We start from the raw sequence: 19,639 nt of genomic DNA on the forward strand, positions 1-19,639 counted from the left end.
CCCTACAGATCAATAGTGGATAACGGTGCGGATGCTCTTGCCTTCGTGCATCAAGTCGAAGGCCTCGTTGATCTGCTCCAGGCCCATGGTGTGGGTGATAAAGGTGTCCAGCGGGATCTCGCCCTTCTGCGCCTTGTCCACATAGCTCGGCAGCTCGGTGCGGCCCTTGACCCCACCGAAGGCCGAACCGCGCCACACGCGCCCGGTCACCAGCTGGAACGGCCGGGTGCTGATTTCCTGGCCGGCACCGGCCACACCGATAATCACCGACTCGCCCCAGCCCTTGTGCGCGCACTCCAGCGCCGCGCGCATCAGTTGCACATTGCCGACGCACTCGAAGGAGTAGTCCACGCCGCCGTCGGTCATCTCGATGACCACGTCCTGAATCGGCTTGGTGAAATCCTTTGGATTAACGAAATCAGTCGCGCCCAGCTCACGGGCCACGTCGAACTTGGCCGGGTTGATGTCGATAGCGATGATGCGCGAAGCCTTGGCCATTTTCGCGCCGATGATTGCCGCCAGGCCGATGCCACCCAGACCGAAGATCGCTACGGTCGCGCCCTCTTCCACTTTTGCAGTGTTCAGCACCGCACCGATGCCGGTGGTCACGCCACAGCCGAGCAGGCAGACCTTTTCCAGCGGCGCGTCCTTGGGGATCACCGCCAGGGAGACTTCTGGCAACACGGTGTATTCGGAGAAGGTCGAGCAGCCCATGTAGTGGTAGATCGGCTGACCCTTGTAGCTGAAGCGTGAAGTGCCGTCGGGCATCAGGCCCTTGCCCTGGGTGGCGCGTACCGAGCTGCACAGGTTGGTCTTGCCGGACTTGCAGAATTTGCACTCGCGGCATTCGGCGGTGTACAGCGGAATCACGTGGTCGCCGATCTTCACCGAGGTCACACCCTCGCCGATGGCCTCAACAATACCGCCGCCCTCGTGGCCGAGAATCGCCGGGAACACGCCTTCGGAATCCGCGCCGGACAGGGTGTAGGCATCGGTGTGACACACACCGGTGGCAACTATGCGCACCAGCACTTCACCGGCCTTGGGCGGCGCAACGTCGACTTCGACGATTTGCAGCGGCTGATTGGGGGCAAAGGCTACGGCAGCACGGGACTTGATCATGGTCGCTCTCCAGCGGCTTCAACGGTGGCGCAGAGTGTAGAGCAGCACCTCAGACAGGTAACCCACTTTTCCCGAGCGACCATCCTGCACGCCGCTTATCGACTCACACGGGTCGCTATTGCTTGAGGTGCCAGAGGCTGGCCAAACTGCGCAAGTCTTCTGGGCGGGTAACTTTCAGGTTATCCGCACGCCCCTCGATCAGGCGCGGCGCTTGCCCAGCCCATTCGATCGCCGAGGCTTCGTCGGTAATCGCCATACCGGCAATCAAGGCATCGGCCAGCGCCCGTTGCAATTCGCCCAGGCGGAACATTTGCGGGGTAAAAGCCTGCCAGATCGGCGTGCGGTCCACGGTGGCCTGCACCCGGCCATCCGCGCTGGCACGCTTGAGGGTGTCGCGCGCCGGCACGGCGAGCAGGCCGCCCACCGGGTCATCGGCCAGCTCGCCGAGCAGCAGGTCGAGATCGCTACGCGCCAGATTGGGTCGCGCCGCGTCGTGCACCAGCACCCAATCCTGCTCCTGTGCACCCAGCTCCGTCAGGCGCAGCAGGCCGCTCAACACCGAATCGGCGCGCTCGGCACCACCCGCAGCGCGCTGAACACGCGGATCATTGGCACAGCTCAGGGTCGGCCAGTAGGGATCATCCAGTGCCAGGCTGACCACCACAGCGCACAGCTGCGGGTGCTCAAGAAAGCAGGCCAGGGTGTGTTCGATAATGCTTTTACCGGCCAGCTGCAGGTACTGCTTGGGCCGATCGGCGTGCATCCGGCTGCCAACACCGGCGGCCGGGATTAACGCCCAGAAAGGGGGTAACTCGCGGTTATTCATTCAGCCAACTGATAGAGGGTTTCGCCCTCTTTAAGCATGCCCAGCTCGTGCCGCGCACGCTCTTCGACGGTTTCCATACCGCTTTTCAGCTCCAGCACTTCCGCTTCGAGAATCCGGTTGCGCTCTTGCAGCTGCTGATTTTCGCCCTGCTGATCGGCGATCTGCTGCTGCAACTGGGCCACCTGCGCCAAGCTGCCATCGCCCACCCACAGGCGATATTGCAAACCTGCCAGCAAGGCAATCAGCACGAAAAACACCCAGTAAGAACGACTACGCATAACGGCAAAAGATTCCGGATGAAAAAGGGGCGACTCGCGCCGCCCCTCTTTTACCACGCATTGAGTGGTCACTGAAAACATCGCGAGCGATGACTAGGCAAGGCAAAATCAGGCGAGGCAGCGGAGTTTACTGCAGTAAATGAGCATGCCGAGCCTGATTTTAACGCCGCATAGTCGAGCGCAGCGGTTTTCAGCCACGGAACTCGGCGCGGCCTTTGTATGGTGCTTTACCAGCCAGCTGCTCTTCGATACGCAGCAGTTGGTTGTACTTGGACACGCGGTCCGAACGGCACAGCGAACCGGTCTTGATCTGGCCGGCAGCAGTACCCACAGCCAGGTCGGCGATGGTGCTGTCTTCGGTTTCACCGGAGCGGTGCGAGATCACCGCGGTGTAGCCAGCGGCCTTGGCCATCTGGATGGCTTCCAGGGTCTCGGTCAGGGTGCCGATCTGGTTGAACTTGATCAGGATCGAGTTGCCGATCGACTCGTCGATGCCGCGCTTGAGGATTTTTGTATTCGTTACAAACAAGTCGTCGCCGACCAGCTGAACTTTTTGACCGATTTTATCGGTCAAAACTTTCCAGCCAGCCCAGTCGGACTCGTCCATGCCGTCTTCGATGGAGATGATCGGGTAACGCTCAGACAGACCGGCCAGGTAGTCGGCGAAGCCTTCGGCGTTGAACACTTTGCCTTCGCCAGCCAGGTCGTACTTGCCGTCTTCGAAGAACTCGCTGGAAGCGCAGTCCAGCGCCAGGGTGACGTCGTCGCCCAGGGTGTAACCGGCATTGGCTACGGCTTCGGCGATAGCAGCCAGGGCGTCTTCGTTGGAGGCCAGGTTCGGCGCGAAGCCACCTTCGTCACCGACTGAGGTGCTCAGGCCACGGGCTTTGAGCACGGCTTTGAGGTGATGGAAAATCTCGGTACCCATGCGCAGCGCGTCGGCGAAGGTCTTCGCGCCCACCGGCTGGACCATGAACTCCTGGATATCGACGTTGTTATCGGCATGCTCGCCGCCGTTGATGATGTTCATCATCGGCACCGGCATCGAGTAAACGCCCGGAGTGCCGTTCAGGTCGGCGATATGCGCGTACAGCGGCACGCCCTTGGCCTGAGCGGCAGCCTTGGCGGCAGCCAGGGACACGGCGAGGATGGCGTTGGCGCCTAGGGTGGCTTTGTTTTCGGTGCCGTCGAGGGCAATCATCGCCAGGTCGAGGGCTTTCTGGTCAGTGGCATCTTTGCCCAGCAGCAGGTCGCGGATCGGGCCATTGATGTTGGCCACGGCTTTCAGCACGCCCTTGCCCAGGTAACGGCTCTTGTCGCCATCACGCAATTCCAGCGCTTCACGCGAACCGGTGGAGGCACCGGACGGCGCGCAGGCGCTGCCCATGATGCCGCCGTCGAGAATTACATCGGCTTCTACAGTCGGGTTACCACGGGAATCGAGAACCTCACGGCCTTTGATGTCGACGATCTTTGCCATTGCGTGTAGCACTCCAAAAAATTGACGAAAAGGGTAGTACCGAGTTGCACACTCATTGCGCGCCAGAGATTAGTCCAGCGCGCAATATGTACTGACTATTTAGTCAGATTGTATACAAAAGGCACTTTACCGGAGATTTGCCGTTTCAGGCAGTCTCAATCGGCGCAAAACTCTTGATCAAATCATCCAGCTGCTTGAGCTGGGTGAGGAACGGCTCCAGCTTGTCCAGACGCAGGGCGCAAGGGCCGTCGCATTTGGCATTGTCCGGATCCGGATGGGCTTCGAGGAACAGACCGGCCAGGCCCTGGCTCATGCCTGCCTTGGCCAGATCAGTGACCTGAGCACGGCGACCACCGGCGGAATCAGCGCGACCACCCGGCATCTGCAGGGCGTGGGTTACGTCGAAGAACACCGGGTAGTTCATCTGCTTCATGATGCCGAAGCCGAGCATGTCCACCACCAGGTTGTTGTAACCGAAGCTGGAACCACGCTCGCAGAGAATCAGCTGGTCATTACCTGCTTCTTCGCACTTGGCCAGGATGTGCTTCATCTCCTGGGGCGCGAGGAACTGGGCTTTCTTGATATTGATCACCGCGCCGGTCTTGGCCATGGCCACTACCAGGTCGGTCTGCCGCGAGAGAAACGCCGGCAGCTGGATAATGTCGCAAACCGCCGCCACTGGAGCCGCTTGCTCAGGCTCGTGCACGTCGGTAATCACCGGCACGCCGAAGGTCTTTTTGATTTCCTCGAAGACCTTCATGCCCTCTTCCAGGCCTGGGCCACGGAATGAGGTCACGGACGAGCGGTTGGCCTTGTCGAAGCTGGCTTTGAACACGTAGGGAATACCGAGCTTGTCGGTAACCCGCACGTATTCTTCACAGGCGCGCATGGCCAGATCGCGGGATTCGATGACGTTGATCCCGCCGAACAGCACGAATGGCTTGTCGTTGGCGATTTCGATGCCGCCAACCTTGATGATTTTCTGCGTCATATCCCTATGCCTTCTTAGCTTTCTGCGTCAGCGCGGCAGTCACGAAACCGCTGAACAACGGATGGCCGTCACGCGGAGTGGAGGTGAACTCCGGGTGGAACTGGCAGGCGACGAACCATGGGTGTTCAGGAGCCTCCACCACTTCAACCAACGCGCCGTCACCGGAGCGACCGGTGACCTTGAGGCCGGCGGCGATCAGCTGCGGCAACAGGTTGTTGTTCACTTCATAGCGATGACGATGACGCTCGACGATCACATCCTGGCCGTAGCAGTCACGCACATTGGAGCCGGCCATCAGCTGGCAATCCTGGGCACCCAGGCGCATGGTGCCGCCCAGATCGGAGGCGTCAGTACGCTGCTCGGTCACGCCGGTGGCGTCCTGCCATTCGGTGATCAGACCGACTACTGGGTGCTGGCTGCTGGTGTCGAATTCGGTGGAGTTGGCATCGGTCCAGCCCAGCACATTGCGGGCGAACTCGATCACCGCGACCTGCATGCCGAGGCAGATACCGAGGTAGGGAATCTTGTTCTCACGGGCGTACTGCACGGTCTTGATCTTGCCTTCCACGCCGCGCAGACCGAAGCCGCCAGGCACCAGGATGGCATCGACACCTTCGAGCAGGTCGGTGCCTTTGTTCTCGATGTCTTCGGAGTCGATATAGCGCAGGTTGACCTTGGTGCGGTTCTGGATGCCGGCATGGCTCATCGCTTCGATCAGCGATTTGTAGGCGTCCAGCAGTTCCATGTACTTGCCGACCATGGCGATGGTGACTTCGTGCTCCGGATTCAGCTTGGCATCGACGACACGGTCCCACTCGGACAGGTCGGCACCGTTGCATTCCAGGCCGAAGCGCTCGACGACGAAGTCATCCAGGCCCTGGGCATGCAGCACACCTGGGATCTTGTAGATGGTGTCGACGTCTTCCAGGGAAATCACCGCACGCTCTTCGACGTTGGTGAACAGCGCGATCTTGCGGCGCGAGGAGATATCGATCGGGTGATCGGAGCGGCAGATCAGCACGTCCGGCTGCAGGCCGATGGAGCGCAGCTCTTTCACCGAGTGCTGGGTCGGCTTGGTCTTGGTTTCGCCTGCGGTGGCGATATACGGCACCAAAGTCAGGTGCATCAGCATGGCGCGCTTGGCACCTACTTCAACACGCAGCTGGCGAATGGCTTCGAGGAACGGCTGCGACTCGATGTCGCCGACCGTGCCACCGATTTCAACCATGGCCACGTCAGCGTCGCCAGCACCCTTGATAATGCGGCGCTTGATCTCGTCGGTGATATGCGGGATGACCTGAATGGTCGCGCCCAGATAATCACCACGGCGCTCGCGGCGCAGCACGTCTTCGTAGACGCGGCCGGTGGTGAAGTTGTTGTTCTGGGTCATGGTGGTGCGGATAAACCGCTCATAGTGGCCCAGGTCGAGGTCGGTCTCAGCGCCGTCGTGGGTGACGAACACCTCACCGTGCTGGAACGGGCTCATGGTGCCCGGATCGACGTTGATATAGGGATCCAGCTTGAGCATGGTGACCTTCAGGCCCCGCGCCTCCAGGATAGCCGCCAATGAAGCCGAGGCGATGCCTTTCCCCAATGAAGAAACAACACCACCCGTGACGAATATGTAGCGCGTCATGAAAAACCCTAGAAGTCTGCGTTTAAGCGGTCAATGCCGCCGGGGAAAGCGAAGGAATACCGAAGCGGCTCTCTGCGATGCACTGCAATGAGCTAGCCCTGTCGATTCCCAGGGGGAGTCAACAAAAGCTGTAGTAAGACGGGAGCGTAGTCTACCGGAAAGGGCTTATCAGCTCAAACCTTGATCATTCGTCGGTGGCTGCCAATGCAATTGCCAGCTGCCATCGGCAGGACCGTGCAAACCTGGCAGATTGGCCAACGCCATAACCTGGCCATCCAGCAGCAGCAGCGGCAAGCGATCACGCACAAAGCTCGGCAGCCTTCGCTCATTGAGCAGACGTTTCAAATCACGCCGACCGCGCCCCGCCAGCAACATCTGCTCACCGCCCTGGCGATAGGCCAAGCGCCAATCACCCGCGGACAGCGCACCGACAACCTGCACATGTCCATTGCCGGGCAATGACACGCTCTGATTACTCTGTATCGGCTGGGCCAAAGGTGGCGGCGTGCACAACCAATCTCCGCTCAGCCACCACAAACATTCATCACTGCGGCGCAACTCACCACCGGCCAATCGCCAGATTGGCGCGGCATCCACGGCCGCATCGCGCAACGTCTGCCAACCGGCCCAGTGTTCGCTATCGGGCATCGTCGTCAGCGGCCGCAGCCAGTAGCGCAGGGCATTGCGCTGGCGTGGCTCACTCAGAGCGCGCAGTGCAGGTAGGGCCAGATTTGGTAACGACAGCCAGGCAAACTCGGTTGCATCTTCAGCGGCAGCCATATCCTGCTGCGCCAACTCATCGAGCAACTGCGCGGCCTCACTCAAGTGCGCGGCGCTGCGGGCCATATTGGTGGCGGCCTGCGGCCAGCGACTGAGCAACGCAGGCAACACCTGACGGCGCAGGTAATTGCGCGAGAAGCGCTCATCGGCATTTGACGGATCTTCGATCCAAGTCAGCTTGTGCTCACGGGCATAAGCCAACAGCTCCTCACGCGAACAGTTGAGGAGCGGCCGAACCAGCTGCCCCACGCCCAGCGCTCGACTCACCGGCATGGCCGACAAGCCTTGCACTCCGGCACCGCGCAATAGGCGGAACAACAGGGTTTCGGCCTGATCATCACGATGCTGCGCAGTAAGCAGTACCTCACCAGCCCCCAAACGCGCAGCAAAAGCCGCGTAACGGGCCTCGCGTGCCGCACGCTCAAGACTCGCACCGGGAGCCACCTGCACATATTCAACTTGCAACGACACAGACAAGGCCGCGCACAGCTCACGACAATGCGCCGGCCAGGCATCAGCCGCAGCCTGCAGACCGTGATGAATATGAATAGCGGAAAGTGGCGGCAATGCCTCGCGTTGCGCGAGGCTGGCCAGCAGGTGCAGCAGCACCGTGGAGTCCAGCCCGCCGGACAGGGCAACACACCAGCCTGGGGCACTACGCCAGGGCTGCAGGGCATTACGCAAACGAATATGCACAGGAGTCATCGGCCAAGCTTAAAACAACAACGGGCCCGCAGGCCCGTTGTATGCGCAACTGCCAAGCAATCAGGCAATCCCGTAGCTCATCAGACGCTCATAACGACGCTTGAGCAGCGCGTCGGTATCGAAGGTCTTGAGCATTGCCAGCTGCGTCAACAATGCCTGGCGTACTGACTCTGCGGCAGCAGCCGGATCACTGTGCGCACCACCGAGTGGCTCACCGATGACCTGGTCAACAATGCCCAGGCCTTTCAGGCGCTCGGCCGTAATGCCCATGGCTTCGGCGGCATCCGGCGCTTTTTCCGCGGTTTTCCACAGAATCGAGGCGCAGCCTTCCGGCGAGATCACCGAATAGGTCGAGTACTGCAGCATATTCAGCTGATCGCACACGCCAATCGCCAAGGCACCGCCGGAACCACCTTCACCGATTACGGTGGCGATGATCGGGGTCTTCAGGCGCGCCATCACGCGCAGGTTCCAGGCGATGGCCTCGCTCTGGTTACGCTCTTCGGCGTCGATGCCTGGGTAAGCACCCGGAGTATCGATAAAGGTCAGGATCGGCATCTTGAAGCGTTCGGCCATCTCCATCAGACGGCAGGCCTTACGGTAGCCCTCTGGGCGCGGCATGCCGAAATTGCGGCGCACCTTTTCGCGAATCTCACGGCCTTTCTGGTGACCGATCACCATTACCGGTTGATCGTCCAGACGCGCCACACCACCGACCAGGGCGGCGTCGTCGGAGAAATGCCGATCGCCATGCAGCTCATCGAACTCGGTAAAGATGTGCTGCAGGTAATCCAGGGTATAAGGACGGCGCGGGTGGCGCGCCAGCTGGGCGATCTGCCAGCTGCTCAGGTTGCCGAAAATAGTTTCGGTCAGCGAGCTGCTCTTGTCCTGCAGGCGCGCGATTTCATCGCTGATGTTCAGCGAGTTGTCGTTACCGACCAGGCGAAGCTCTTCGATCTTGGCTTGCAGGTCGGCGATCGGCTGTTCGAAATCGAGAAAATTCGGGTTCATAGTCATCCGTCTTGCGTCGACGGCCAAGTGGCCGGGAGCTGTATCCGTTTTCGCGCCTTACCTTATAGCAGCAGGCGCATTCAGGTCGACACCCGGATCTGCACGAAAGCCTTCGAAACAGAACCCACTGGGCATCACGACCAACCGGCGAAGCCTGAGCCTCGCAAATCAGCGGTAGTGCAAAAAGACGTTGTCTTTGCCGAACTGGTCACGCAATGCCTGAATCAGACTGTCCGCCGGCTCAATTCGCCAGCCTTCGCCGAACTGCAACTGCGCCTTGGCATCGACACCACTGTAATCAACGGTGATCGGGCACGCGCCGCGATGACGACCACACAGTTCGCCCAGCCAGCGCAGGCGATCACCCTGCAAAGCACCGCTGGTGACCTTCAGGCGCAGGCTGTCGGCCAGACCGGTCCGCGCCTCCTCCAGGCTCATCACCCGTTTGGCGCGCAGGCGCAAGCCGCCGGAGAAGTCATCGTTGCTCACCTCGCCCTCGACCACCACCAGGGCGTCGGTCTGCAGCAAGGCCTGCGCACTGTTGAACGCTTCGGCAAACAAGGAGGCTTCGATCCGCCCGGAACGATCGTCCAGGGTGATAAAGCCCATCTTGTCGCCCTTCTTGTTCTTCATCACCCGCAGATTGACCACCAGGCCGGCAATCGTCTGATCGCCGCGCGCGGCTTTCAGGTCAACGATGCGCTGACGAGCAAAACGCCGCACTTCGCCTTCGTATTCATCGATCGGATGGCCAGTCAGGTACAGGCCCAGGGTGTCTTTTTCACCCTTGAGGCGCTCTTTCAGCGTCAGCTCGCGGGCGCGCAGGTGATTGCGATAGACATCCGCCTCGGTATCGGCAAATACCCCACCAAACAGGTCCATGTGCCCGCTCTCAGCGCTGCGCGCGGTCTGTTCGGCGGCCTGCACGGCCTCTTCCATCGCGCCCAGCAAGACCGCGCGGTTACGGTCGATATCGGCTTTGTAGGCTTTCAGCTCTTCATGGAAGTGCGGGCCCAGGCGATCCAGCGCACCGCTGCGAATCAGCGCTTCGAGGGTGCGCTTGTTGATGCGTTTGAGGTCGACCCGCGAACAGAAATCGAACAGGTCTTTGAACGGCCCGTCTTGACGCGCCTCGACGATGGCCTCTACCGGCCCCTCGCCGACACCCTTGATCGCGCCCAGGCCGTAGACGATCCAGCCTTCGTTGTTAACCGTGAACTTGAACTCGGAGATGTTCACATCCGGCGCATCGAGGCGCAGCTTCATGCTGCGGCATTCCTCGATCAGAGTGACCACCTTGTCGGTGTTGTGCATATCCGCCGACAGCACCGCCGCCATAAAGGCCGCCGAGTGGTGCGCCTTGAGCCAGGCCGTCTGATACGAGAGCAAGCCATAGGCAGCGGAGTGAGATTTGTTAAAGCCGTAGCCGGCGAATTTCTCCACCAGATCGAAGATGTTACCCGCCAGGTTGCCATCAATGCCGTTACTGGCGCAGCCTTCGATAAAACCGCCACGCTGCTTGGCCATCTCCTCGGGCTTTTTCTTACCCATGGCGCGGCGCAGCATGTCCGCACCACCCAGGGTGTAGCCGGCCATGACCTGGGCGATCTGCATCACCTGCTCCTGGTACAGAATGATGCCGTAGGTCGGTTTGAGTACCGGCTCCAGGCCTGCGTACTGATAGTCCTGATGCGGGTAGGAAATCGGCTCGCGACCGTGTTTACGGTTGATAAAGTCGTCCACCATGCCCGACTGCAGCGGCCCCGGACGGAACAGGGCCACTAGAGCGATCATGTCTTCCAGGCAGTCCGGCTTGAGCTTCTTGATCAGCTCCTTCATGCCGCGCGATTCAAGCTGGAACACCGCAGTGGTCTCGGCTTTCTGCAGCATGCTGAACGTCGGTTTGTCATCCAGCGGGATAAAGTCGATGTTCAGATCCGGCAGGCCCTTCTTGGCCTGCTCGCGGTTGATGGTTTCCATCGCCCACTTGATGATGGTCAGGGTACGCAGGCCGAGGAAGTCGAACTTCACCAGGCCGGCGGATTCCACATCGTCCTTGTCGAACTGGGTCACCAGGCCGCCGCCCTCGTCATCGCAGGCAATCGGCGAGAAGTCGGTAAGCTTGGTCGGCGCGATCACCACGCCACCGGCGTGTTTACCGGTACCGCGACAGATGCCTTCGAGCTTGAGCGACATTTCCCAGATTTCCCGGGCGTCTTCGTCGACCTTGAGGAAGTCGCGCAGCGGCTCTTCCATCTCGTAGGCTTTTTCCAGGGTCATACCGACTTCGAAGGGAATCATCTTCGACAGACGGTCGGCCAGGCCGTAGGACTTGCCCTGGGCCCGCGCCACGTCGCGCACCACCGCCTTGGCTGCCATGGTGCCGAAAGTGATGATCTGGCTCACCGCGTTACGGCCGTATTTCTCGGCCACGTAATCGATCACCCGGTCACGGCCATCCATGCAGAAGTCGACGTCGAAGTCGGGCATGGAGACCCGCTCCGGGTTGAGGAAGCGTTCGAACAGCAGGTCATAGGCCAGCGGGTCGAGGTCGGTGATCTTCTGTACATAGGCCACCAGCGAACCGGCACCCGACCCACGGCCCGGGCCGACCGGCACGCCGTTGTTCTTCGCCCACTTAATAAAGTCCATAACGATCAGGAAGTAACCGGGGAAGCCCATCTGGATGATGATATCCAGCTCGAAATTCAGCCGGTCGATATAGACCTGGCGCTTCTCTTCGTAATTCGGCGTGGTGTCCTTCGGCCAGAGCACCGCCAGGCGCTCTTCCAGACCCTCGAACGAGACCTGGCGGAAGTATTCGTCCATGGTCATGCCGGCCGGCACCGGGAAGTCCGGCAGGAAGTATTTACCCAGCTGCACTTCGATATTGCAGCGCTTGGCGATCTCGACGGTGTTTTCCAGGGCTTCCGGCAGGTCACTGAACAGCTCGGCCATCTCCTGAGGCGTTTTCAGGTACTGCTGATCGGAATAGGTGCGCAGGCGGCGCGGGTCATCCAGGCTGCGGCCTTCGCCGATGCACACGCGGGTTTCGTGGGCGGCGAAATCGTCTTGCTTGATAAAGCGCACATCGTTGGTCGCCACCAATGGCGCACCGACCCTATCAGCCAAAGCAACGGCGGCGTGCAGATGCTCTTCATCATTGACCCGGTTGGTGCGTTGCACTTCCAGGTAGAAACGCTCGGGGAATACCACCATCCACTCGCGCAGCACCGCTTCGGCCGCCGCCGGCTCGCCATCGAGCAAGGCATGACCGACCTCACCCTCCTTCGCGCCAGACAGAGCAATCAAGCCCTCGGCCGCTTCCTTGACCCAGTCGCGCTGGATGATCACCAGGTCATTGCTCTGCCCTTCGCTCCAGCCGCGCGAGACCAGTTCGGTGAGGTTGCGATAGCCCTTGGCATTCATCGCCAGCAGAGTCATACGGCTGAGCGGGCCATCTTCCTCGGCGCTGGCCAGCCAGATGTCGGCCCCGCAAATCGGCTTGATGCCGCCACCCATGGCGGCCTTATAGAACTTCACCAACGAGCACATATTGCTCATATCGGTGACCGCCACCGCCGGCATACCCGCAGCCGCCACTGACTTGATCAGCGGCTTGACCCGCACCAGACCGTCGACCAGGGAGAACTCGGTGTGCAAACGCAGGTGGACGAACGAGGCGGTCATGGCAGTCCTATACAAAACACAAAAACGATAAGGCCCGGATTGTACCGGGCCAAGGTGCAAACAACAGCATGCGGATCAGCGGATCGAGCTTACTCGTCGAGCAACGCCCGAACCGGTGCAAATGAACGTCGATGAATCGGCGTCGGACCCAGGCGGCGCAAGGCTTCCAGATGCACGGCGGTGGGATAGCCCTTGTGCCCGGCAATCCCGTAGCCGGGGTATTGCGCATCCAGTAGCTGCATCTCGCGGTCGCGGCTGACCTTGGCCAGAATCGAGGCAGCAGCAATCGCCGGCACCTGGCTATCGCCCTTGATCACGGCGGCGCTGGGCACCTGCAATTTCGGACAACGGTTGCCATCGATCAGCGCCAGCTTGGGCGTGACACTCAAGCCTTCGACCGCACGCTGCATGGCCAGCATGGTGGCCTGCAGAATATTCAGCTGATCGATCTCCTCCACTTCGGCGCGAGCGATGCACCAGGCCAGGGCCTTTTCGCGAATCTCGTCGAAGAGCTTGTCGCGGCGCGCTTCGCTGAGTTTCTTCGAGTCATTCAGACCGAGAATCGGCCGCGCCGGATCGAGGATCACCGCCGCCGTCACCACTGCGCCACAGAGCGGGCCACGGCCGACTTCATCGACGCCGGCCACCAGTTCCTGCACCAGGGTGAAATCCAAACCAAGTTGCATCAGCCGCGACCTGTCAGTTGCAGTACAGCCTGGGCGGCCTGCACCGAAGCGTCACGGCGCAGCGCCCGGTGAATCACATCAAAGCCTTCGGTCTGTATCTCACCACCATCCAGCAGCGGCGCCAGCAACTGGGCCAATGCTTCGGGCGTAGCGGCGTCCTGAATCATCTCAGGTACCAGCAAACGCTCGGCCAGCAGGTTTGGCAGCGAGATATAAGCACTGGTAACCAGGCGCTTGAGGATGCGGTAAGTCAACGGCGCAACCTTGTAGGCCACCACCATCGGCCGCTTGTACAGCAGGGCCTCAAGGGTCGCGGTGCCGGAAGCGATCAGCACCGCATCACAAGCTGCCAGCACCTCATGGGAGCGACCGTTGAGCAAGGTCAGCGGTAGGTCGCGGCCCACCAGCATCTGCTCAAGCTGGGCGCGGCGCTCAGGGCTGGAGCACGGCAATACAAACTGGATACCGGGGCGCAAGGTACGCAACCGCACGGCGGCATCAAGAAACAGACTGCCCAAGCGCGACACTTCGCCGCCACGGCTACCCGGCAACAAGGCCACCACGGGGAGGTCCTGGGCTAGGCCGAGGGCTTCACGCGCGGCCACACGGTCAGCCTGTTGCGGAATTGTATCGGCCAGCGGGTGGCCGACGAAACGCACCGGCACCTGATGATCCTGATAGAACTGCGCTTCGAAGGGAAACAGGGTCAGCATCAAGTCGCAGGCATCGCGGATCTTCAGCACCCGCTTTTGCCGCCAGGCCCATACGGACGGACTGACGTAATGCACGGTCTTGATTCCGGCCTGACGCAGCTTGAGCTCAAGGGTCAGGTTGAAATCCGGCGCATCGATGCCGATAAACACATCCGGCTTTTCGGCAATCAGGGTGTTGATCAGACGTTTGCGCCGCGACAGCAATTCGGGAAGGCGACCCAATACCTCGACCAGGCCCATCACCGACAGACGCTCCATAGGAAAATAGGAGTTCAGCCCCTGAGCCTGCATCAGCGGGCCACCGACACCGATAAATTCGATCTGCGGGTATTGGACTTTGAGGGCCTGCATCAGGCCCGCACCGAGAATATCGCCAGACGCCTCGCCAGCGACCAGCGCGACACGCATCAGGTCAGTCATAAATTATCGGGTAATGCCGCGGCTTGAAGCCTGAATGGAATCGCGGAAGATCGCGACTTCGGGAAATTCTGCGGACGACTCAGCCAGCTCGGCCATCGCCTGGTCCACGGTCAACCCCTGGCGGTAGACAATCTTGTAGGCACGGCGCAAGGCAGCAATAGCATCGCTGCTAAAACCACGACGACGCATGCCTTCGAAGTTCATGCTGCGCGCTTCGGCCGGGTTGCCAAACACGGTGACAAACGCCGGTACGTCCTTGCCAATCGCCGTGCCCATGCCGGAAAAGCTGTGCGCGCCGATATGGCAGAACTGATGCACCAAGGTGTAACCAGACAGAATCGCCCAATCATCAACCCAGACGTGCCCGGCCAGCGCGGTGTTATTAACCAGGATGCAGTGGTTGCCGATTACGCTGTCATGGCCGATGTGGGCATAGGCCATGATCAGGTTGTGATCACCGATGGTAGTTTCACTGCGGTCCTGGACGGTGCCGCGGTGAATAGTGACACCCTCGCGGATCACGTTGTGATCGCCGATCACCAGGCGAGTAGGCTCGCCCTGGTACTTGAGATCGGGGGTGTCTTCGCCCACCGAGGAAAACTGATAGATGCGGTTGTGTTTACCGATCTTGGTCGGCCCCTTGAGGATCACATGGGGGCCGATCACTGAACCCTCACCAATTTCGACATCGGGCCCGACTATCGACCAAGGGCCGACGACTACGTCGTCAGCCAACTTGGCGCTGGGATCGATGATGGCGCGAGGGTCAATCAAACTCATAGTTTGCGTTCCGCACAGATAATTTCTGCCGAGCAGACTTCCTTGCCGTCGACGCTGGCCTTGCACTCGAACTTCCAGATGCTGCGCTTGCTGCTCAGGTAGCGGGCTTCGAGGATCAGCTGATCACCCGGCACCACTGGCTGGCGAAAGCGTAGCTTGTCGGAGCCGACAAAGTAATACAGGGTGCCATCGGAGGGCTTCAGATCCATCATCTTGAAGCCGAGAATACCGGCCGCCTGGGCCATTGCCTCAATGATCAGCACGCCTGGCATGATCGGATGTTCGGGGAAATGCCCGTTGAAGAATGGCTCATTGATGCTGACATTCTTGTAAGCACGAATGCGCTTGCCTTCAAGGTCCAGCTCGGCAACCCGATCCACCAGCAGGAACGGGTAGCGGTGCGGCAAGTATTCGCGAATCTGGTTAATGTCCATCATGTGCAAAGAAGCCTGTAAAAGAAAAAAGAGAAGCCGGCAAACACCGACTCAGGCATCAGATGAAGTGTCGGCGGCCGAGGTCACTGCGGCCAGCTGCTTTTCCAACTGTTGCAGGCGACGCGCCATGTCATCTAACTGACGAATCCGCGCCGCACTTTTGCGCCACTCGGCGGCAGGCTGCATGGCAGTGCCCGAGGAATACGAACCCGGCTCGGTGATCGAACGGGTGACCATGGTCATACCGGTGACGAACACGTTGTCGCACACCTCGATATGCCCAACCATGCCAACGCCACCCGCGATCATGCAGTTCTTGCCGATCTTGGTACTGCCGGAAATACCGGCGCAGCCGGCCATAGCGGTGTTGTCGCCGATCTGCACGTTGTGCGCGATCATGATCTGGTTATCCAGCTTGACCCCATTGCCGATCAGCGTATCGGACAGCGCGCCACGATCGACGGTGGTGTTGGCACCGATCTCGACGTCATCACCGATGGTCACGCCACCGATCTGAGCGATCTTCTGCCAGACACCCTTCTCGCTGGCAAAGCCGAAGCCCTCGCCACCGATCACCGCACCGGACTGGATCACCACGCGCTTGCCGATCCGCACGTCGTGATACAGCGTCACTCGCGGAGCGAGCCAACCGCCCTCACCGATCATCGAGCGTGCGCCGACAACGCATTGCGCACCAACGCTTACGCCGGCGGCAATCTGCGCGCTGCTCTCGATCACCGCATAGGCACCAATACTGGCACTGGCATCGATCTGCGCGTCAGCTGCGACCACAGCAGTAGGATGCACGCCTGGCAACGCCTGGGGCTTGCGATCAAACAGATGGGAAAGCTGGGCGTAGGCCAGATAGGGATTGCTGACGACCAACGCATTACCGGCAAAACCTTCGGCATCAGCCGCCGTCAGTAGCACAGCACCGGCCTGACAGGTCGGCAGAAACTTGCGGTATTGCGGGTTAGCCAGAAAGCTCAGCTGATCAGCGCTGGCCTCCTGCAAAGTGGCCAAACCGCTGATCGCCTTGTCTGCGGAGCCACACAAAGTGGCTCCCAGACGCTCGGCCAACTGGCCGAGGGTATAAACCATTGCACTCATGATCAGCGCAGCTTGTTCATACGCTCGATAACTTGGCGGGTGATGTCGAACTGCGGTTTGACATCAATCACCGCGCCGCGCTCGAGAACCAGATCAAAGTTACCGCCCTTGATCACTTCTTCGACGGCTTTATCCAGATTCGGCTTGAGCTTTTTCAGCATTTCACGATCAGCCACGGCCTTGGACTCGTTCAGTTCCTTGGACTGGAACTGGAAATCACGGGCTTTCTGTTTGAATTCAAGCTCCAGGCGCTCACGCTCGGCGGTTTGCATCTTCTCGCCGTCTTTGACAAGACGATCCTGAATGCGCTTGGCATCGCTTTCCAGGGTCTTCAGCTTGTTCAGCTGCGGACCGAACTTCTTCTCGGCATCCACGGCATAACGCTTGGCGGCGTCCGACTCCAGCAAGGCCATCTGATAGTTCAATACCGCCACTTTCATCTCAGCGAAGGCCGGAGTTGCCAGCAGGGCAACACTTAACAAAACCAGTTGAGTCAACTTACGCACGGTGCAACTCCTGCAAAACTGTTGGTATTCAATAATCCGACGCTTAGAACGTCTGACCGAGAGAGAACTGGAATATCTGCGTATCGGCGTCATCCGGCTCGACGATAGGCATGGCCAGGCTGAAGCTCAACGGACCAAGCGCGGTGATCCAGGTCAAACCGACACCAATCGAGCTGGCCAGCTCACCGGGATCGATACTGCCGCAGTTCTCCTGGGTCTTGCCGCAGTTGGTGTCGAACACATTACCCACATCCCAGAACAGGGCGGTACGCAGCGAACGCTGGTCCTTGACGAACGGCATGGGGAACAGCAGCTCAGCACCACCTTGAATCAGGACGTTACCACCGAACGGCAGCGGGTCTTGATCCGGATCGCGGTAAGTGCCCTCATTACCCGTCACCGCCTCGCCCAGACTAGGCGTACTGCGCGGACCGAGGCTGCTGTCTTTGAAACCGCGAACCGAGTTGAAACCACCTGCGTAATAGTTCTCGTAGAACGGCAGGCTATCGGTCGAACCGTAGCTTTCGCCGAAACCCAACTGGCTGTGCAGACGCAAGGTGTAGGTATCGCTGAGCGGCTTGAAAACCTGGCCACGGTAATCGACCTTGAAGAACGACAGGTCGCTGCCCGGCACGGTGGTTTCCAGCACCAGGCTCTGCGAATGACCGCGGTTAGCCAGCACGCCGCGGTTCAGGGTCGACTCGGACCAGCCAATCGACGCTTTGAGGTTCAGGTAGCTATCACCTTCAGCCTCGATAAAGTCGAAAATCTCATCGACGGTGTAACTACCGGTACCGATACTGTCATTCTGGATAGTCAAGCCATAGGTCAGGCGTGACGTATCGCTGATCGGATAACCGATGCTGACACCCGCACCGTAGCTGTCCACCGAATAGCTGGACACATCGGTGTTCAGCTCGTCGTAATCGGTCTCACGGAAGAAGGCGTTGTAGCCCAGGCTGACGCCGTCTGGCGTCCAGTAGGGGTCAACGAAGCCAAAATTGTAGTTACTCTGGTATTCACTGCGGGTCAGGCCGACACTGACCTTGTTACCGGTGCCCAGGAAGTTGTTCTGAGTGATCGAGCCACCGAGGATCAAGCCCGCATTCTGGGCGAAGCCGACGCTGGCGGTGATCGAACCGGACGCCTGCTCTTCAACGCTGTAGTTAACGTCAACCTGATCGTCGGTGCCTGGCACCTGTGGAGTCTCGACGTTGACTTCCTTGAAGTAACCAAGACGCTCCAGTCGGGTCTTGGACTGGTCGATCAGGTAAGTCGAAGCCCAGCCACCTTCCATCTGGCGCATTTCGCGGCGCAGCACTTCGTCTTCCGACTTGGTATTGCCGCGGAAGTTGATGCGGTTAACGTATGCACGCTTGCCCGGATCGACCACAAAGGTAATGGACACGGTGCCATCGTCATGGGCTTCCGGCACGCCGTTGACGTTAGCGAAGGTATAACCCTCGTTACCCAGACGGCGGGTGATCAATTCGGAGGTGGTGGTCATCACTTTACGCGAGAACACCTGCCCTTCCTGAACCAGCAGCAGCGCCTTGATTTCTTCTTCCGGGACTTTCAGCTCACCGCTGAGTTTGACCTCACGAACACTGTATTTTTCGCCTTCGTTGACGTTAACAGTGACGTAGACGTGTTTCTTGTCCGGGGTAATGGATACCTGAGTGGAGGAGATATCCATATTGATATAGCCGCGATCGAGGTAATAGGAGCGCAGGCGTTCCAAGTCACCGGAGAGTTTTTCGCGAGCATATTTGTCGTCGTTCTTGAAGAAAGACAACCAGTTGGTGGTCTTCAGCTCAAACAGGTCGATCAGGTCTTCGTCGGTGAAAACCGTGTTACCCACCACGTTGATGTGCTGGATCGCGGCGACCGAACCTTCGTTGATATTGATCTTCAGCGCGACGCGGTTGCGCGGCTGCGGAATCACTTCCGCTTCGATCTCTGCCGAGTAGCGGCCTTGGGCCACATACTGACGCTGCAACTCGTTACGCACACCTTCCAATGTTGCGCGCTGGAAGATTTCACCTTCGGACAGGCCTGACTGATTCAAGCCTTTAAGCAAGTCTTCACTGCTGATGGCCTTGTTGCCTTCGATTTCGATGCTGGAAATCGACGGGCGCTCGACCACGCTGATAACCAGCACATCGCCGTCACGGCCCAGCTGGATATCCTGAAAGAAACCGGTCTTGAACAGCTCGCGGGTAGCCTCTACCAACGCACGGTCATCGGCCTCTGCGCCCACGTTAAGGGGCAAAGCACCGAATACGCTGCCGGCGGATACCCGCTGCAGGCCGGTAACCCGGATATCGGAGATGGTGAAGGACTCGGCGTGAACTTCGGTGATCATCAGTGCGGCAAGCACCGCAGGTAGCAGCAGACGTTTCATGAAGTCCTTTCTTATTTCAACTGACAATAAAAAATCTGCCGCTTAAGGCGACAGATTTGTAATTCAG

16 protein-coding genes are annotated in these 19,639 nt (G+C 59.7%); all 16 read right to left on the reverse strand.

Annotation, left to right across the window (positions count from 1 at the left end):
* Positions 1 to 9: 9 nt before the first annotated feature.
* The gene (locus tag WBK23_RS05290; RefSeq protein WP_424482924.1) at positions 10 to 1,122 is read right to left on the reverse strand and encodes an S-(hydroxymethyl)glutathione dehydrogenase/class III alcohol dehydrogenase; all 1,113 of its coding nucleotides are present in this window, start codon (positions 1,120 to 1,122) and stop codon (positions 10 to 12) included.
* A gap of 115 nt (positions 1,123 to 1,237) precedes the next feature.
* On the reverse strand, positions 1,238 to 1,948 hold the full coding sequence (gene ispD / locus WBK23_RS05295) for a 2-C-methyl-D-erythritol 4-phosphate cytidylyltransferase (RefSeq protein WP_424482925.1): 711 nt from the start codon (positions 1,946 to 1,948) through the stop codon (positions 1,238 to 1,240).
* Positions 1,945 to 2,226, reverse strand: coding sequence for a cell division protein FtsB (gene ftsB, locus WBK23_RS05300; protein WP_424482926.1), 282 nt, complete (start codon positions 2,224 to 2,226; stop codon positions 1,945 to 1,947). The genes ispD and ftsB overlap by 4 nt, the downstream gene beginning before the upstream one ends.
* Positions 2,227 to 2,416: 190 nt before the next feature.
* Positions 2,417 to 3,706: a phosphopyruvate hydratase gene (gene eno / locus WBK23_RS05305; protein ID WP_424482927.1), complete on the reverse strand. Its 1,290-nt coding sequence runs from the start codon at positions 3,704 to 3,706 to the stop codon at positions 2,417 to 2,419.
* Between the two features lie 145 nt (positions 3,707 to 3,851).
* Positions 3,852 to 4,697: a 3-deoxy-8-phosphooctulonate synthase gene (kdsA, locus tag WBK23_RS05310; protein WP_275961197.1), complete on the reverse strand. Its 846-nt coding sequence runs from the start codon at positions 4,695 to 4,697 to the stop codon at positions 3,852 to 3,854.
* Between the two features lie 4 nt (positions 4,698 to 4,701).
* Positions 4,702 to 6,333, reverse strand: coding sequence for a CTP synthase (locus WBK23_RS05315; protein ID WP_424482928.1), 1,632 nt, complete (start codon positions 6,331 to 6,333; stop codon positions 4,702 to 4,704).
* 168 nt (positions 6,334 to 6,501) lie between these two features.
* Positions 6,502 to 7,818 (reverse strand): tRNA lysidine(34) synthetase TilS, encoded by a 1,317-nt coding sequence (tilS, locus tag WBK23_RS05320; RefSeq protein ID WP_424482929.1) that lies wholly within the window; start codon positions 7,816 to 7,818, stop codon positions 6,502 to 6,504.
* Between the two features lie 60 nt (positions 7,819 to 7,878).
* Entirely contained in the window at positions 7,879 to 8,829 is a 951-nt protein-coding gene (locus WBK23_RS05325; protein WP_424482930.1) for an acetyl-CoA carboxylase carboxyltransferase subunit alpha, read from the reverse strand.
* Positions 8,830 to 8,997: 168 nt separating this feature from the next.
* Entirely contained in the window at positions 8,998 to 12,519 is a 3,522-nt protein-coding gene (gene dnaE / locus WBK23_RS05330; protein ID WP_424482931.1) for a DNA polymerase III subunit alpha, read from the reverse strand.
* Between the two features lie 89 nt (positions 12,520 to 12,608).
* Complete coding sequence (gene rnhB / locus WBK23_RS05335; RefSeq protein ID WP_424482932.1) at positions 12,609 to 13,205, reverse strand: ribonuclease HII; 597 nt, start codon at positions 13,203 to 13,205, stop codon at positions 12,609 to 12,611.
* Positions 13,205 to 14,338: a lipid-A-disaccharide synthase gene (lpxB, locus tag WBK23_RS05340; protein WP_424482933.1), complete on the reverse strand. Its 1,134-nt coding sequence runs from the start codon at positions 14,336 to 14,338 to the stop codon at positions 13,205 to 13,207. The genes rnhB and lpxB overlap by 1 nt, the downstream gene beginning before the upstream one ends.
* Positions 14,339 to 14,341: 3 nt before the next feature.
* Positions 14,342 to 15,118, reverse strand: coding sequence for an acyl-ACP--UDP-N-acetylglucosamine O-acyltransferase (lpxA, locus tag WBK23_RS05345; RefSeq protein ID WP_424482934.1), 777 nt, complete (start codon positions 15,116 to 15,118; stop codon positions 14,342 to 14,344).
* Entirely contained in the window at positions 15,115 to 15,555 is a 441-nt protein-coding gene (gene fabZ, locus WBK23_RS05350; protein WP_090383257.1) for a 3-hydroxyacyl-ACP dehydratase FabZ, read from the reverse strand. The genes lpxA and fabZ overlap by 4 nt, the downstream gene beginning before the upstream one ends.
* Before the next feature lie 48 nt (positions 15,556 to 15,603).
* Positions 15,604 to 16,665: a UDP-3-O-(3-hydroxymyristoyl)glucosamine N-acyltransferase gene (gene lpxD, locus WBK23_RS05355; RefSeq protein WP_424483293.1), complete on the reverse strand. Its 1,062-nt coding sequence runs from the start codon at positions 16,663 to 16,665 to the stop codon at positions 15,604 to 15,606.
* A complete protein-coding gene (locus WBK23_RS05360; RefSeq protein ID WP_424482935.1) occupies positions 16,665 to 17,168 on the reverse strand; it encodes an OmpH family outer membrane protein in 504 nt (167 codons plus the stop codon). The genes lpxD and WBK23_RS05360 overlap by 1 nt, the downstream gene beginning before the upstream one ends.
* A gap of 43 nt (positions 17,169 to 17,211) precedes the next feature.
* Positions 17,212 to 19,572, reverse strand: a complete 2,361-nt coding sequence (gene bamA, locus WBK23_RS05365) for an outer membrane protein assembly factor BamA (protein ID WP_424482936.1) — start codon at positions 19,570 to 19,572, stop codon at positions 17,212 to 17,214.
* Positions 19,573 to 19,639: the final 67 nt, after the last annotated feature.

The sequence above is a fragment of the Pseudomonas sp. genome (assembly GCF_049653025.1).
Classification (GTDB): Bacteria; Pseudomonadota; Gammaproteobacteria; order Pseudomonadales; family Pseudomonadaceae; genus Aquipseudomonas.